The sequence below is a fragment of the Treponema putidum genome (assembly GCF_024401155.1).
Taxonomy (GTDB): Bacteria; Spirochaetota; Spirochaetia; order Treponematales; family Treponemataceae; genus Treponema_B; species Treponema_B putidum.
The window spans coordinates 1,980,266-1,995,053 of sequence record NZ_CP038804.1; the positions used below are offsets into that span (position 1 = coordinate 1,980,266).

11 protein-coding genes and 2 tRNA genes are annotated in these 14,788 nt (G+C 38.4%); 4 read left to right on the plus strand and 9 right to left on the minus strand.

Translation table 11 applies throughout. The features are described 5' to 3' along the window. Nucleotides 1–22 precede the first annotated feature (22 nt). Both E4N74_RS09200 and E4N74_RS09205 read right to left on the minus strand, forming a co-directional pair. Nucleotides 23–94: transfer RNA gene (locus E4N74_RS09200), tRNA-Pro, on the minus strand. 59 nt (nucleotides 95–153) lie between these two features. After that, nucleotides 154–228, minus strand: a tRNA-Asp gene (locus E4N74_RS09205). A 130-nt stretch (nucleotides 229–358) separates the two neighbouring features. Here E4N74_RS09205 and E4N74_RS09210 point away from each other — a divergent pair. Continuing rightward, on the plus strand, nucleotides 359–1,810 hold the full coding sequence (locus E4N74_RS09210; RefSeq protein WP_044977714.1) for a C69 family dipeptidase: 1,452 nt from the start codon (nucleotides 359–361) through the stop codon (nucleotides 1,808–1,810). Between the two features lie 61 nt (nucleotides 1,811–1,871). Here the strand turns inward: E4N74_RS09210 and E4N74_RS09215 are convergent, their stop codons facing one another. The 7 genes from E4N74_RS09215 to E4N74_RS09245 all read right to left on the minus strand — a co-directional run bounded on the left by E4N74_RS09215 (nucleotide 1,872) and on the right by E4N74_RS09245 (nucleotide 11,354). Continuing rightward, entirely contained in the window at nucleotides 1,872–4,166 is a 2,295-nt protein-coding gene (locus E4N74_RS09215) for a 7TM diverse intracellular signaling domain-containing protein (protein WP_255817272.1), read from the minus strand. Then, on the minus strand, nucleotides 4,114–5,967 hold the full coding sequence (gene dnaX / locus E4N74_RS09220; protein WP_255805037.1) for a DNA polymerase III subunit gamma/tau: 1,854 nt from the start codon (nucleotides 5,965–5,967) through the stop codon (nucleotides 4,114–4,116). The genes E4N74_RS09215 and dnaX overlap by 53 nt, the downstream gene beginning before the upstream one ends. A 71-nt stretch (nucleotides 5,968–6,038) precedes the next feature. Then, nucleotides 6,039–6,776, minus strand: a complete 738-nt coding sequence (locus E4N74_RS09225) for an RluA family pseudouridine synthase (protein WP_044977717.1) — start codon at nucleotides 6,774–6,776, stop codon at nucleotides 6,039–6,041. A gap of 39 nt (nucleotides 6,777–6,815) precedes the next feature. After that, nucleotides 6,816–7,418 carry a HutD family protein gene (locus E4N74_RS09230; RefSeq protein ID WP_044977718.1) on the minus strand — a complete coding sequence of 201 codons (603 nt, stop codon included), beginning with the start codon at nucleotides 7,416–7,418 and terminating at the stop codon, nucleotides 6,816–6,818. Between the two features lie 3 nt (nucleotides 7,419–7,421). After that, on the minus strand, nucleotides 7,422–8,060 hold the full coding sequence (gene yihA, locus E4N74_RS09235; RefSeq protein WP_255805038.1) for a ribosome biogenesis GTP-binding protein YihA/YsxC: 639 nt from the start codon (nucleotides 8,058–8,060) through the stop codon (nucleotides 7,422–7,424). Next, nucleotides 8,057–9,634 (minus strand): glucose-6-phosphate isomerase, encoded by a 1,578-nt coding sequence (locus tag E4N74_RS09240; protein ID WP_255817273.1) that lies wholly within the window; start codon nucleotides 9,632–9,634, stop codon nucleotides 8,057–8,059. Before E4N74_RS09240 ends, yihA begins: the two co-directional genes overlap by 4 nt. Before the next feature lie 307 nt (nucleotides 9,635–9,941). Continuing rightward, nucleotides 9,942–11,354, minus strand: a complete 1,413-nt coding sequence (locus tag E4N74_RS09245; protein ID WP_044977720.1) for an aminopeptidase — start codon at nucleotides 11,352–11,354, stop codon at nucleotides 9,942–9,944. A 191-nt stretch (nucleotides 11,355–11,545) separates the two neighbouring features. Between E4N74_RS09245 and E4N74_RS09250 the strand changes: the two genes are divergently transcribed. From E4N74_RS09250 to E4N74_RS09260, 3 genes are all read left to right on the plus strand, one after another. Next, on the plus strand, nucleotides 11,546–11,941 hold the full coding sequence (locus tag E4N74_RS09250; RefSeq protein ID WP_044977721.1) for a rhodanese-like domain-containing protein: 396 nt from the start codon (nucleotides 11,546–11,548) through the stop codon (nucleotides 11,939–11,941). A gap of 98 nt (nucleotides 11,942–12,039) precedes the next feature. Then, a complete protein-coding gene (locus tag E4N74_RS09255) occupies nucleotides 12,040–12,678 on the plus strand; it encodes a DbpA RNA binding domain-containing protein (protein WP_044977722.1) in 639 nt (212 codons plus the stop codon). Nucleotides 12,679–12,792: 114 nt separating this feature from the next. Next, a complete protein-coding gene (locus tag E4N74_RS09260) occupies nucleotides 12,793–14,691 on the plus strand; it encodes an MFS transporter (RefSeq protein WP_255817274.1) in 1,899 nt (632 codons plus the stop codon). Nucleotides 14,692–14,788 lie beyond the last annotated feature (97 nt).

Genomic DNA, 14,788 nt, shown 5'->3' on the forward strand with positions numbered 1-14,788 from the left:
GAATCGATTAATATCGGTAATATCGGGCAGGGGGGATTTGAACCCCCGACTTCTTGGTCCCGAACCAAGCGCGCTACCCCTGCGCTACTGCCCGTAAATAAATAAAAGGAGATACAAAATAAAAAAGCTCACCACTAAGGCGGTGAGCTTTTTCGGGAGCGACGGGGCTCGAACCCGCGATCTCCGGCGTGACAGGCCAGCGCGATAAACCAGCTTCGCTACGCCCCCATAAGGTTCGGCTATTCTATCAAAAATAAAAAAAAATGTCAATACTTTTTAATAAAATCTTGCAAAAATATCTTTTTTAGGGTATAGTCTTATTTATAAAAAAGATAAACTTAGAATATGAGGAAAAAATATGAGTAATGTAAAATCTTTTTCAGCACACACTGACTGTACAACAGTGCTGGTAGGAAAAAAAGCCAGCATTGACGGCTCAATTCTTATTGCAAGAAATGAGGATTTTCACTTGGCTATAAGCCCGAAAATATTTGTTTTAGAAAATGCGGTAAATGAAGCTAAACGCATTTATAAATCTAAAAACACAGGCGTGGAGATTCCTCTCCCTGCAAAGGCACTCCGCTACACCTCCGTTCCGCAAGCCTATCCGAACGATAAGGAAAACCAAGGCGTCTACGGCGAAGCGGGAATCAACGAAAAAAACGTAGCCTTGAGCTCTACCGAAAGTGTCTACGGAAACGCTAGGGTGCTTGCTTATGACCCGCTGGTAAAAAACGGAATTGCAGAAGATGCAATCAACGACATCGTTCTCCCATTTATAAACTCTGCAAGGGAAGGCGTAAGCTATTTGGGAAAACTCATCGAAAAATACGGTTCTGCCGAGGGAAACGGTATTTTGTTTGCAGACCTTGATGAGGTTTGGTACATGGAAATTCCCTGCGGCCATCATTGGGTTGCCGTAAGAATTCCCGATGACTGCTATGCCGTAGCTCCAAATCAGGTTTCAATCGAAAAAATCGATTTTAAAAAGCCCGATTATTATCTATGGTCAAATGGCATCAAAGAATTTGTAAATGAACATAGCCTTAATCCTGACAGGGACGGTTTTAACTTTAGACACATTTTCGGGACATCGAGCGAAAAAGACAGAGTCTACAACACTCCCAGAGCTTGGTTTGCTCAAAAATATCTCAATCCCGAAATAGAACAATCTCCGGTATCCAACGATATTCCTTTTATTCAAAAAGCAAACCGCCTTATCTCGGTTGAAGATGTCGAATACATACTAAGCTCTCACTATAATGAAACGGAATTTGATCCTATCGGCATAGGCAATAGTGAGTTTAATAAAACACGCTTTAGAGGCATTTCTCTTTCCCGCACAGCCGAATCCCATATTTTACAATTAAGACCTAAATCTCCAAAAGGTCTTGAAGGAATACAGTGGCTGGCCTTCGGAACAACAGCATTTGTTCCGTATATTCCGTTTTTTACAAATGTTTTGGATACTCCGACGGCCTATAAAAGAATGACCCGTATGGTTTCTACCGATAATGCTTACTGGTTATTTAAGCTAATCGGCCATTTTGTTGAAGCTCATTACTCCGCATTTAAGCATGATAACAATGCCTATCTTACCGAAATGCAAAGTTACGGAAGAGCCAGAGTAAAAGAAATTACTGACGCAGCAGCTAAAATACCTGCAAAATCTTTAAGCGAATTTTTAACTGAAGAAAACCGCAAAACGGCAGAACATGTATTAAAAAGAACAAAAGAATATCTTTCCGATTTGATGTTGGAATCTTTTAAGTATTCAAAACTTTCATTTACAATGGATAAAAACCTTTAAAGGATGACACGCCGTAAAATAAAGCCCCAAGTATTTTCTTGGGGCTTTTGTTTATTTTGACTTATTCTCTAATTAGAATATTTAACTTGGATATTGAAGAACCCGTTTGAGATTCCACTTCCCTGGTTTTTATGATAGCCTGATCTAAGATCTTAATACTGTTCAGCATCTCTGAAATTTCAGAATTAACTTGCTCCGTTGCATCTAAAAGATTCTTAAAGCTGTTTGAAATATCCGTGCGCGTCCGGCTGATATTATCCTTTTCTTTTTGTACATTGGTAAACTCTTCTAAAAGAGTGTTCATAATAGAATTCATTTTTTCGGTTTGAGTGTTTACATCGGAAATAAAACCTGAAATATTAGCTAGAATATTTTGAAAATCAAAAACTTTTTGATTTATATCATCAAAACTTTTTTGGAGAACTCCGGAAGCCTCTGCCGACTGCCGGATGGTATTATTTATTTGGCTTAATATCTTGCCGGTTGAATCCGCCTCCGATGCGGAACTTTCCGCAAGTTTTCTTATCTCATCGGCAACAACCGCAAAACCTTTACCGGCATCTCCTGCATGGGCCGCTTCTATAGCTGCATTCATTGCTAAAAGGTTGGTTTGTTCTGCCAAGGCGGTAATGAGCTGGTTAGCTTCAAGAAGGACCTCGGAGCTTTGGTATATGTTCCCTATAATTGCAGTAACTTTTGCTAAATTATCCTTGCCGGTTTTGCTTGCATCTGAGAGCAAAGCAAAGCCTTCATTTATCGTATTAAATTTATCGGATAAGTCATTGGTTACCTTATTTAGCTCTTTTATCTGTAAAACCGTGTTTTCTGCAGCCTTTGATTGATTTTCGATTCCTTGAGAGATATTTTCCAAAAATAAATTAAGACTGTCGGTTGCGGTTTGGGTTCCTCTTAACTCTCCATCTTGTACGGTAATTTCCTGTCTTACGGACTCGGCATATCCTGAAAGTTTTTTCATTGAATCTTCAGCCATGTCCATATTTTCCGATAGGATAATTTCATGCTGCTTTAGTTCACTGCTTGTATTCTTTATCTCATCAAATAACAAACCTTTTTGTTTATCCGAATCAAGAAGCATTGATTTAACTTCGTCAGCTTTTTTAGTTTCAAGATAATTTTTCCAAGCAAGACAAAAAGCTTGAGCGAACAAAAATCCTGAAAATCCGAACGGTAAAAGATTTCCTATATTAGAGAGCATCATACCGTAAAGAACATCATTTATCGATGAAATGACTAAAAACATAACGCCGACAAAAATCGGAATGCTCCCTATCCTCTTCTTGATTAAAAGCCTTATCACAAAATAAAAAGCATAAAAAACTTCTGCAAGAATAATTATTTGATGATATGTAATCAATTTTCCGTAAATGTACGCAGGCGTCACTAAGACAAACAAAACATAGGCAAGAGCTTCTATCGATATGATTTTATAGATAATTTCATTTGTATCTTCTTTATAAAGAGATCTAAAATATGTAAATATAAAAAATCCTACAGATGCAAATGTCAGATAATCCAGCTTTGTAATAAGCTCCCAAGAAGCTGAAGGGAAGATATACTTGAATACATATCCGCTCACAAGATTTCTAAGTACAACAACTAAAGCAAAAAATACAAAAAATAAAAGGCTTTTATTTTTAGGACGAAAAATAAATAAAGCAAGATGATACAATATTATAGCTAAACCGAATCCGAAAACAAAGATATCTACAAATCTTTTTGACAATATTGTTTTTTCAATACTATCCTGCAGCCCTATATTTATAGCATGATAAATACCGCCTCTGGAATGTGCAAAATTGGACACTTGCACGGCTATACTTAATTCCGTCTTATCTTGGGGAATCTTATACACTATATCTGCTTGACCAGTGTTTGAATTTTCCTTTGATGAACCGGGATTTCCTCCCCGCATAATTTCTTTTCCATCTACAAAAAAAGCCCACGCAGAAACGGGGGAAGGAATCTTTAGCATAAGGGGAGGACTGTTTTCCGGTAATAAAATTTTAAAAACATAGGTTCCATATCCAAGGGCAGAAAGTTTTGTCCCATCTGAAAGTTTTGTTTGACTCCATTCCGATGAGCATGGGATAAAAACGGACGGCTTATTGATATCTTCTTGAGAGAAAACAAACTGCCTATTATAAAACCCCATCTCTCCCTTTAAGGTAAATTCTTTAACCTTATTAAAGTTGGTGTTTCTTAAATCCAAAACACCTTTTTTTACTTCTTCCGAAAAAACAGATAAAGCTGCAAATAAAATAATATATACAATTACAATTTTCTTAAATATTCTGCTCCTGCATTGCAAGAGGCGCATCAACGGATTTAATATCATTTTCTTCTCCTTCTTCAATTTCCGTTTCCAAACTTTTATGGTCGACTATTTTTCCCATAAATACATCCAATATCATTCTTATCTTCTCAGGCTCCTTAATTTCTTCTTCTTTAACCGTATCAACCTCAGGAGGTATATATTCTTTTATGATAAGTTTAAATTTTTTTCCTGTAATATCAAAAATAGATTCTACTATACTATCTTTTTGCTTTTGAATTAAAGAAAAATCAAAGGCACTGCGGGTAAACAAGGTTAGGCTGTCATCTTTTAAAACCCAGTCCTTACTTTGACCAACTGCTGAAGACAATATCCCGCTCTTTTCTAAAAGAGCTTCAATTAAAGGTTCTTTTAAATCTTCGACAGAATTAAAACTATTCTCTACACTGCGGGCAGCCTGAAGTACGGTTTCTTGTTCCTCATCTTTTTTTTTTAGAGGCACATTATCCGAAACCGGCTGCTTCTCATCTATTATTTTTTTTGAAGCCTCGTCCAATTTATTGTCCCGTTTTAAAACGGCTTTAAATTGTTCGGTCAAACTGCCCGCATTATTAAAAGACTGAATGGCCTCCTTCGGCATAGTCTCTTTAGACATGGTCTCTTTAGACCGATTTTCTTCGCGGAGCGAAACGGGCCTTTCCGGTTCATCATTTATACGGCGGTTAGCCATAAGGTTTTGTGCCGCATCAAAAGCTGTTTTTAAATCGGCAGGCGATACATAATCGCTAAGCCAAGAAAGGCGCGAAACGGCAAGCTCCAATTCATAACGCTGATCAATAGAAAACCGCAGATCCTTAAAAAGCTGGAGCATTATACTTAAGGCTCTCTCAATTTGCACGGTTTCCCATCCCTGTAAAATATCCTGAGGAAAGCGGTCTGCCCTTTGACCTATGAGAGCTTCCTTTGTAATCCCGTGCTTTACAAGTAAAAGGCTTCTAAAATAATCTGCGCAGTCTGAAACTACCTGCTCGGCTGATATTCCTCCCTGCAAAATTCCGTCCAAGATAGAAAGAGCTTCCTGCCCCTTCTTTGCAACGCAGGCCGACACAAGTTTGTTGATTGAGTCGACACCTGTAAGCCCGAGCTTTTCGTGTATTTTTTCAAAGGTTATATGCCCGTCCGAAAAGGCTGCCACCTGATCGAAAAGGGTGTAAGCATCTCTTACGCTTCCGGTTGCTTCCCTAGCTATCCAATAAAGGGCTTCATCATCAGCCCTTATCCCCAGCTCTGCGGCTGCATCTGATAAGGCTTGCTTTAGTATTTCTATCGATACGAGCTTAAAATTAAACTGCTGGCATCGGCTTTTAATTGTCGCAGGAACCTTATGAATTTCGGTAGTGGCAAAAATAAACACAACGTAGGGAGGCGGCTCTTCGATTGTTTTTAAAAGAGCGTTGAATGCACTTGTCGACAACATGTGAACTTCGTCAATTATATAAATTTTATACCTGTTTGAATTCGGAGGAAATAAAATCTCATCTTTTATCTGCCTTACATCATTTACACTCGTATTTGAAGCACCGTCAATTTCGATTACGTCCAAACACGAACCGGCCGTAATTTCTTCGCAGGCTGTACAATGACCGCAAGGCGTGGGCTTCGGCCCTTCGGAGCAGTTGAGCACCTTTGCAAGTATCCTTGCCGAACTTGTTTTACCGCAGCCTCTCGGCCCCGAAAAAAGATAGGCATGTGCTATTTTTCCGGCCTCAATTGATTTTTGCAATGTTGCGGCTACAAATTCCTGACCCAGCAAGTCCTCAAAACGCTGAGGCCTTCTCCGTGTTGCTGTTACTTGATATTCCATTTTATCATTATATCACAAATTTATACAAAATTAAACTAGGCAAAACTCAAGTAAAGCTAAAGTTAAATATTCTACAATTTTGAAAGCTGGTTTATAAGACCCGCCATATCCTTGGGGCAGCTTGCACTTATTTCAATTTTTTCTTTGCTTATGGGATGAAAAAATTTTAAGGAATGGGCATGGAGGGCGAGGCGCGAGATTATAGGCCGCTCTTCATATTTGTCTCCCCTCCAATTCTTTTTTAAGGCCGATATGTAGACGGGCTCTCCGTTTCCGTAAAGATTATCGCAAAGGATGGGAAGCCCAAGGTGTTTTAGGTGAGCCCTTATCTGATGGGTTCTGCCCGTTATGGGGCGGGCTTCCAAAAGGCAAAAGCGGCCTAATTTTTTAAGGAGGGTAAATTCGGTTAAAGCATCTTTTCCTTTTTTTTCGTCTATTACAGTGCGGTGCAGCTTATCCCCGTCTATTCTAAGTTTTGCATCAGTCTTAAAATTTTCTTCTTGGGGAATGCCGGCCGATACTGCATGATAGATTTTTTCTATTTTGCGGTTTTGAAAATCATCGTTTAAAATTTTATGGGCTTCGGCATTTAAAGCATAGATGATGAGACCTGAAGTTTCCTTATCGAGCCTGTGGACCGGATAAATTTTTGATTCTTTTTCTTTTTTTAAAAAACTTTCTTCAAGTATTTTATCAAGACGTGGAGCTTCGCTGTCCCAGCGGTCGGCACCTACGAGGAGGCCGGCACTCTTATTTACAATGATAAGGTGTTCATCCTCATACACTACTTCGTAAAGATTTTTTTTCATTATAATTCCAAGTCTGTGATTTTTAGCCTTTCTTACCGTTTAAAAAGCTATGGGTACCTTTCCATAAAAAAGGCTTAAATTTTTATCGGCAGATACAAAAACTTCTTGCTCTTCAGTACCTTCCGGTTCAAAAACGATTAAGTCCATTTTTTCAATATTGAATTCTTTTTTTTCGTTGAGCGTTTCTGCAATAAGCATGGCCTTGGTATTGTACAAAAAAATCCAGCCGATCTCTCCGGTTAAAACCGAAAACTTTAAAACCGAATTTTCATTTAAGGCAAAGTTTTTTACTTCCGTTTCTACACCGTTTTTTACCATGAGGTTAAAATCCCTTACCCTTCCTATGCTGGCAGTTTTTGCTCCTCCATCAAAGGCGTAGACTTCATAGGGCTTAAGTTTGGTAAAGTTTTTTTCGTCATGGCTTATTTTTAGGTCTCCGTTTAAGGGAGAAATAAACCTGAAAAACCCCGGAAGAGGGGTAAAGTCGGATCTATCCAAATCGACGGTAGCTGAGCTTAATCGGAACAAAAAATCTCTTTTTTTATAATCGGCTTCACGCGGATAAATAAAAAGTTCCGTTGTAGTGCCTCCGCTCCAGTTAGAAGTTTTAAAATCTTTTTCTCTGTAATGTGTAATTTTCATAAGTTAAATCCTTTTTGCTATTAACGATAAAATATTATCCCGTCCCGTTTTTTTTGCAGCAGAGCTTATTATGATGTGTTCTTCGTCAAAGTTAAAGAAGGATGACCATTCGTTTTTTGCTTTTATTTGATCATTCTTGCCTATCTTATCAGCCTTGGTTCCGACTATTACAACCTCAATATTTAAATCGTGAAAAAAGCCGATACTTTCTTTTTCGGTTTCGGTAGGTTCCCTCCTCATGTCCATTAAAAAAAAGATGGCCTTTAAGAGAGGACGGTTTATACAATATTCGTAGAGCATTTTGTCGATTTGCAAGGTCATGCCGCCTGAAAGTTTTGCATAGCCGTAGCCCGGGAGGTCTGTGAGTACGAACATATCTTTTGGGGCCGTCCCTGAAATTTTTTTAGTTTTAGGGTCAAGATTTATGGAGGCCGGACGGTTTACCAAAAAAAAATTTACTTCCCGAGTCATTCCGGGGCGGGAACCTGTCTTAACCAAGTTTTTTCGGTTGACAAGCATGTTTATAAGGCTCGACTTTCCTGCATTGGAGCGCCCGAAAAAAGCAAATTCCGAAACACCGATTTCAGGAAACTGTTCCGCCTTAACGGCTCCCTTTATAAATTCCGCATTTATAATTTTCATAAAAGGAATTCCGAAAAGGCTTTGAGGGCGGGCGGCATATCATTTGAAAGCACCTTCTTTGCAAGGGTTTTTCCGAGCTGAACACCTTCTTGGTCAAAGCTGTTTAAGTTCCATATAAAACCTTGGAACATCACCTTGTTTTCATAATGAGCAAGGAGAGCCCCCAGATTTTCGGGAGTTAATTCTTCTCCATAGATTAAACTTGCGGGGCGGTTTCCTGCAAAGTCCTTGTTTTTGTTTGTATCGGTTTTTCCTGCTGCAAAGGCCATAATTTGGGCTGCCAAATTTGCATTCAGCTTTTGCATATTGGTTGAGCCCTCGCTTTCAATATCAAGGCCGATTTGGCTTTTTTTAAAACCGATAAACTGCAAGGGGATTATATCGCTTCCCTGATGAAGGAGCTGATAAAAAGAATGCTGTCCGTTTGTGCCTGGCTCCCCGAAAATTACGGGACCCGTTTTATAGGAAACTTTTTCGCCGAAGCGGTTTACCGTTTTTCCGTTCGATTCCATATCCAGCTGCTGGAGGTGGGCGGGAAAGCGGGAAAGAGCCTGACTGTATGGAAGAATGGCCGTTGCCGAGCAGCCTAAAATGTTTCTTTCATAGACACCGAGTAGAGCATCCAAAAGGCTTGCATTTTCTTTTATGTTTTTGTTTAAAGAAAGCCGATCTCCTTCTGCAGCTCCTTTTAAAAAGGCATCTACCATTTCCATGCCGAAGGCAAGGGCGAGTACTGCCGCTCCGCAAACCGAAGTTGAAGAATATCTTCCGCCTATAAAGTCATCCATATAAAAGGAAGTAAGATAGTCGGGGTTATTTGCGAGGGGGCTTGTTTCGCTTGTAACGGCAAGCATTTGTTTTTTGCAGTCAAGGCCGTTTTTTTCGAGAACGGATTTTACAAATCTTTCGTTTGCCAGAGTTTCTTGAGTTGTGCCGCTTTTTGAAACGAGGATAAAAAGGGTGCTTGCAAGATTTACGGAGCTTAAAACTTCGGCCGCATCGTCGGGGTCAACGTTAGAAATAAAATGAGCCCTCATCTTTGTCTTCGCCCAATTTTTTAAGGCTATGTACATAGCTCTGGGGCCTAAGTCCGAACCGCCTATACCGATCTGAACCACATCAGTAAAGATTTTTCCTTGAGAGGTTTTAATCTTACCGGAATGAACAGCTTCGGAAAAGCCTTTTATTTTTTTTAGCTCGTTGAGGTAAAAGCCCCTCATATTTACGCCCTTATAGACGACATCATCTTTTAATTGCCCGCGTGTCAGCTGATGGAGAACCATTCGGTTTTCACCCGTATTTATAAAATCACCATTGAGTAAGAGCTCATACTTTTCGATTAGCCTTTGCTCATCGGCGAGGGACTGCAGCACGTTAAGAATCTCAGCGTTTACGGGTTTTGCCGCATAATTGTATTTAAGATTTCCGCCCATTTTAACCGAATAGTTTTTTACCCTTTCAACCGAATTTTCAGTATTGAAAATATCTGCGAGGTTTAAATTTTCAGACTGTTCTTTATGAACTTTTTGTAATTGTGTAAAAGATGTACACTTATCTAAATTTTTCCATTCCATAAATTCTATTCTAACCCTTTTTGAGAAAAAAAACAACTCATACGCTGCGACTATACGCCGCTACAGAAAAAATTTACACTTATTTGTTTAGACAGTGAGCTGCGGCAGAGCGCTGCAACAGCACCGCACTTTAAGTATTTTCAGATTTAAACGGCAAAAAGAAACTCGAAAAGCTAAAATTTTTTGAGATTTCCATAAAGCAAAAAAAAAGAGCCCGCTGACGCGGGCAATCTTAAACCCCGTACGAAGGAGGATTACGGGGTTTAAGTATAATTACTCAACAAATATGCTTACACTTGGTTACAAACTATTTATAAAAAGCACTGTAAGCTCTATAGGCCATATAAAGGTCAGCCTTGCTTAAAATTTCAAAGGGAGCATGCATTGAAAGCACGGGAACGCCGCAGTCTACAACTTCGGCACCGTATTTTGCAATAATATAGGCAATCGTTCCGCCTCCTCCCGCATCTATTTTACCGAGTTCGGCAGTCTGCCATACAACCTTGTTGTCATCAAATATTTTTCTTATCTTCTGCAAAAATTCCGCATTGGCATCGTTTGAGCCGCCCTTGCCGCCGGAGCCCGTATACTTATTGATACAGATACCGCTGCCGATATAGGCAGAATTCATCTTTTCAAAAACCGATGGGAAAGCCGGATCAAAGCCCGCAGAAACATCGGCCGAAAGCATATATGAATTGGCAAAAGCCCTTCTTACATCTATATCCCTATAGTTTTTATTTAAGGCGGCTATTTCTGCAACCATATTTTCAAAATAGAAGGCCTGCATACCCGTATTTCCTACAGAACCGATTTCTTCTTTATCGGCAAAAAGAGCTGCAGCAGTCCTTTTTGGGGATTCGACTTCCAAAATAGCTTTTAAGGTTGTATAAGCACAAACCCTGTCATCATGTCCGTGCCCGGCAATAAGAGAACTGTCAAAGCCCACATTTCGAGCCTTTCCGGCCGGCACAACTTCCAGCTCTGCAACCCTGAAATCTTCTTCCACTATGCCGTACTTTTCATTGAGAATCTTTAAGATATTTTCCTTTACAGGATCCTTTACCTCTTCTTTTTTATCAGCCTTATCTTTTTTTTCTTTTGAAACAGGCTTTTGATTTCCGACAAGAATATTAAGCTGCTCTCCGGTTATTCCTTCAGCCATAGTCTCCTGAAGCTGTTTTTTTGATAGGTGAATTAAAAGATCATTTATAAAAAGAACCGGGTCTTTTTCGTCTTCACCTATGCAAATATCAACTTTTTTACCTTCTTTTGTGAAGATAACGCCATGAATAGCCAGAGGAATTGTAGTCCACTGATACTTTTTTACACCGCCGTAATAGTGAGTCTTTAAAAAAGCCATATTTGACTCTTCAAAAAGAGGCATCTGTTTTAAGTCAAGACGGGGGCTGTCTATGTGAGCTCCGATAATGTTCATACCCTGAGTGATATCATCGCCCAAAACCATTAAAACAACGGATTTTTCTTTATTGTTCAAATAAACCTTTGTTCCTTTTTTTGCGGAACCGCTTTTTATAACTTCTTCAAGAGATTTAAAGCCGTGCTTCTTAGCCTGCTTTATAATCTCTATAGTACACTCTCTTTCGGTTTTTCCATTGTTTAAAAAATCCAAATAACTATCCGAAAGTTTACCCAATTCTGAGAGTTCTGCTTTCGTCAAATCCTCCCAAGCCGATTTCTGCTTATAAGATAAATCCATAATACACCTCTTTAATATTTACCGTAATTTACGGTTTTTTTACTTATTGAGTATATACCTTTTTTGAATTTTAGAAAAGCAGGCGAATTTTTATATAGGCGTATTTTGATGATACAAAATACATACAAAATAATAAACATTGACATATTATAAGAATTTATGTAGATTTATACAAATCAAGGAGAATTATGGTGAAAAAAACAAGTATATTTTTAATCCTTTTGTTTATGGGGATTTTTTCGCTCTCATGCAGCGCAAAATCTACAGAAAACATTACCCGAATGGACGGTTCCAGTCTGGAAGCCATTTTAAACGATGAAACGGAACGGGAAAACTATCTTATAATTGATGTCCGTGAAGACTATGAATATAAAGAAGGTCATGTGCCCCGTTCAATAAATATAAGCGTACAAGAAATCGAAAACCGAATTTCAGAGATTTCCGGCTGGAAAGAAAAAAATGTAATTGTAATATGCCGCAGCGGCAGAAGAAGCAGAACCGCAGCTGAAATTTTAGTCAAAAACGGATTTAAAAAAATATTTGATGCCGATGGTGTAAGCAAATACAATTATAAGTTAGAAAAATAAACCGCCGTATGTAATATGCCGATTTTATAAAAAACTCATGAAAAAGGGCTTGCTTAAAAAGCGATTATATGGCAATATAGCCTTTTAGGAGATATATCGTGTCAAACAAAATTAAAATTGAAGATGAAGAACAATTAATTTCTTCCTTAAAAGATGTTATCGAAGCGATCAAAACACAGGAAAATCCTGAAGAATTAAACTTATATCGCCGCATCTTTAAAAAAGCAGTCCCGTTGACCATGCGGTCTTATGTTGCCGCCTATTTTATTAAACAAACGGGAATCGGAGGTAATCGCATTTATAGAAGAGACAGCCGAAACGGTATAGGAAAAAGTCCTTTTAAACAAAACGTTGCAAGACCGGCAAGGCCCAAAGTTATATTGGCAGAAGATGAATCTACAAGCCTTTTTATCGGTGTAGGGCGTAAAAGAGGCATTTTTCCAAAAGATATCATAACCTTGTTAATTCAGGGAGCCGGTATTTCGCGTGAACATATCGGGGATATAAGAATTCTGGATAATTACTGTTTTGTTCAAGTTATGCAGGATGAAGCTGAAATTATTATCGAAAAACTAAATAACAGCTACTACCGAGGCAAAAATTTGACAGTCAGCCATTCAAGGAAACCCGAAGATGATGAGGATATCAGAGAAGAATCGGAAGTATATGACGATGAAATAAATGAAAATTATAGCGAGGCAGCTTCCAGCGATACTAAAGTTGAAGCTGAAATATAGACAGCTAGAAACTCTTTCATATAAGGCCGCCCTTTATAAAAGGGCGGCCTTTTTTATGTCTGTCAATACTTTTATGTCTTGCATTCCCTTAAAACCTATTGTATAATAATTTTTATGTTAAATAAGCAAAGAAAAATGACTTGGCGGACTTACCTCGCCTATGGGGCTGCCGATTTATACGGCGGAGGCTGTTTTTTTATCGTTACCACATTTGCAATGTACTATCTGGTAAACGTAATAGGACTTCATCCTGTTTTGGCAGGGCTCATACCTGCTATCGGAAAATTTTGGGATGCTATTTCGGATCCTATGATGGGCTACATTGCTGATAACACTCCCCAAAACCGATTCGGCAAAAGAAGAGTTTGGTTCTTGGTATCAATTGTTCCAATTGCTCTTTCCTTTATCATAATTTGGTTTCCTACCGGAATAGAAAGTCAGGCCGGAAAATTCATCTTTTACACGATAGCCTATATTATATTTTTTACAGTTTCGACTGTGTCCTATATTCCCTATGCAGCCCTCTCAGCCGAAATAACTAGGGACTTTTCCGAAAGAAATAAGCTCAACAGTTCACGCCTTATGTTTTCTTTTATAGCCACCCTTTTGGGCGGGCTTTTGGCACAGCCCATAATAGATGCTTTTCACGGCAGCATGATGGGTTACTTTGTAATGAGCATAGTCTTTGCCCTTATCTTTGCCCTTCCATGGATACCTCTTTATTTTGAAACATGGGAATTACCGGAAGAAAAGAGCCAAAAAAAATCGAACGCCAAATTTATAAAAAACTTTTTATCCCTTTTTAAAAGCAGATCATGCAGGGTTCATATTGCTATGTATGTCTGTTCTTACGGAGCTTTAGATATAGTTATGTCCCTTGTTTTGTTCTACATTGTAGATTATTTAAACCGCGGAAGTGTTTTTGTAATAGCTCAAGGAGCCCTTTTACTGACCATGATGGCTGCCCTGCCTATTCATAACAAAATAATAAACAAAAAAGGACATAAGCCCGTATATATTGCCGCCCTAATCATCTTTGCCGTTTCCATAGTTCTTATGTCTTTCCATACACCTCAAACAAATCCTGTATTTTTGATATTAAACATGGTACTTATGGGTGTCGGAATTTCGGCAAATAATTTAATCCCTCATCAGCTTCTTCCTTTTTTGGCCGACATAGACAAACTTATGAGCGGAGAAAATCGTGCCGGAACCTATTCTGCGGCTATGACTCTTACCCGAAAGCTTTTTTTAGGCTTAGTGATAATGACCACTCTCGGTTTTGTTTTAAGCGGTATAGGTTATAAAAATCCGGTACCTTCCGTACTGACCCAAAAGCAGTTTACAGAAGCTCAAAACTTGGCTGTAAAAAATAATGAAAACTTTGAAAATATAAATAAGTATTATTCTTTGCGGGAAGACGGAAATTTTCATTTAAAATACATGAGCCGAGACACTGACGAGATTATTAGCTCACTTTATAAAAAAGCAAAAAAGAATGAAAAAGCGCATCCTCTTTTTTCATACTTTGAAGGAAAAGATAACTTTGACGAAATTCCTCAAGATGTTTTTGAAAATTTACTTTCTTCTTTTGATAAAAAAGACTTTGAAAAGGCCGATGAAAAATTCTTACTGGAGTCTTCTTATCTGAAATCAGGAGAGGTTTATAAAAAAAATTCCCCCAAAGATTTTTATACAAAGGAAGACCTTTATAATTTGAAGGAGATTTTGGATAAGATTGATTTTAAATATTCCGGTATCGGGCAGGTTCAAAAACCGCAGCAAAAGGAGAGTACTTTAAAGGGTGTAAAGATTTCCTTTATAGTAATGCCCCTTTTTATGATTCTTTTTGGAATCTTCTTCGGCCTTAAATTCAACGTAAGCCCTGAAAATCATAAAATAATTCTTGATGAATTAAACAGGTTAAAAGAAGGGGGCAAAAAAGAAGATGCGGACGAAAAAACCAAGAAGGTTTGCGAGCTTTTGATAGGAGAGCCTTACGGCAGAACATAAGAGCGCATAGAAAAAAACCTCCTGAGTCCTTTAAGGATCAGGAGGTTTTTTTGTGTTTTTATAAAAAATTTTATTGACTTTTTACTAGATCTGATAT